2 protein-coding genes and 1 pseudogene are annotated in these 1,757 nt (G+C 74.4%); all 3 read right to left on the bottom strand.

Annotated features, from left to right (window positions below; all coding sequences use genetic code 11):
- Window positions 1-243, bottom strand: a 243-nt coding sequence (locus PROKR_RS34235) for a hypothetical protein (RefSeq protein ID WP_169736352.1), incomplete at its 3' end; no start/stop codon positions are given.
- Between the two features lie 105 nt (window positions 244-348).
- On the bottom strand, window positions 349-1,296 hold the full coding sequence (locus tag PROKR_RS07465; protein WP_036961436.1) for an alpha/beta hydrolase: 948 nt from the start codon (window positions 1,294-1,296) through the stop codon (window positions 349-351).
- Window positions 1,293-1,757: pseudogene (locus PROKR_RS07470) on the bottom strand (MFS transporter); the annotation flags it as partial. The pseudogene PROKR_RS07470 and the gene PROKR_RS07465, both read right to left, overlap by 4 nt.

Here is a 1,757-nt window from a genome sequence, read left to right on the forward strand (position 1 = left end):
GGCCTCCCGCACGTACGCGGCCGCCGCGGGCTGCTCGGCGCGCATCTCGTCGAGGATCCGCTGCCGCTCCCGGATGGCTCGCTCGACGGCGAGCGAGGCCTCGTGCACGTCGATCCCGCGGGAGCCGCCGAGGTCGAGCGCGCAGGTGCCGCAGACCGCGCCGCGCAGGGGCGCTCCGCACGCGGGGCAGGACACGGTATCGGGCAGACGCCGCAGCGCGTGACTCACCCACGTCTCTTCCATGGGCGGAAGCCTGGCGGAGCGGGACGTCACCGGGGTAGCCCGGCACGCAAGGAATCGGTCACAGTTTCATGCCGAATGTGTGCTTCGCCCGTCAACTCGGTGCCGTCAGACGTGCGCGTCCAGCCAGTCCAGCACCGTGCTCAGGTACTTCTCGCGGGCCGGCTTCGGGGACAGCGCCAGGTCGTGGGCCCCGCCCTCGATGACGGCGATCTCCACGGTCTGCCCCAGCCCCGGCGCGCGGGCGTGCATGTGCGCGACGTCGAGCACCACGTCGGTGCCGAGCTGTTCGGCGATCTCCCCGGCGTCGGACCCGGTGCGGCCGCTGGTGCACACGAGCACGGGGCACCGCACGTCCAGCCCGCGCCCGACCGCGCGGTGTCCTCGCCGGATCGCGGCCAGCCAGCCGGCGCGGACCGGGAACCCCGCGTACGGCTTCCATCGCAGGTCGTAGTCCCACTCGCCGCCGGAGCTCGTGTGCAGGGCCCGGCCGTAGCCCTCGCCGAGCCGGGACACGACCAGCCGGGGCGAGACCCGTCCGAGCACGTAGACGGCCTGGGTGACCAGGGTCCGGTCGGACCAGCTCCCCTTGAGGTCGAACCAGGGGCTGTTCAGCACGAGGGCCGTCACCCGGTCGGGGCGCGCGTTCGCGTACATCGAGGTGATGAGCCCGCCCGTCGAGTGGCCCAGGAGCGCCAGCCCGGAGTGGCCGTCCGCGGCGATCGCGTCGGCGGCCGCGTCGAGGTCCTGCGCGTAGAGCTCCAGGCGGTTGATCATGTTGGCGTCCCGGCCCGCCGCCGTCCACGCGTCCATGGACCGTCCGTGACCGCGCAGGTCGACGGCGTAGAAGGGGTAGCCCCGCGCCGCGACCGCCTCGGCGAGGTGCCGCTGGAAGAAGTAGTCGGTGAACCCGTGGACGTAGAGCACCGGCGTGCGCCCGGTCACCGGCCCGTCCTCGGGCGTGTAGCGGATCAGGGTGGCCTCGGCGCCGCCCGGGAGCCGGAGCGTGCGGGCCTCGAAGCCCGCCCCCAGCACGTCCTCGGTCCAGTCGTTCACCCGGCCAGTGTGCCCGACAGGCGCGGCGTGCGGCCAGACGACCGGCGCTCCTGACGCAGTGCGGGCAGGAAGCACAGCGCGCCCAGGGTGCTGAACACCCCGCCGATGACCATGGCGGCCGGGATCGAGAGCAGCCCCGCCGCCCAGCCGAGCGCCGGGGCGCCCAGGGAGTAGGCGGCGAACCCGACCATGGACGCCATCGACAGCACCGTGGTCCGGTTCCGGGACTCGGCCTCGCGGTGCAGCAGAGCCTGGTACGCGGGCCCGCACGCGCCGTGCAGCCCGTAGGTGACCAGGTAGGCGGCGATCAGGCCGACCGGGCCGAGCGCGAGCCCCATCCACACGGCCCCGAGCCCGTTGAGCACGCGCGCCAGGATCGCCGTCCGAGCCACGCCCAGGCGCGGCGTGAGGAGACCCGTCAGCGCCGCCCCGCCCGCGAACACGGCCCATCCGGCGGCCGC

The sequence above is a fragment of the Promicromonospora kroppenstedtii DSM 19349 genome (assembly GCF_000515355.1).
In the GTDB taxonomy this organism is placed as follows: Bacteria; Actinomycetota; Actinomycetes; order Actinomycetales; family Cellulomonadaceae; genus Promicromonospora; species Promicromonospora kroppenstedtii.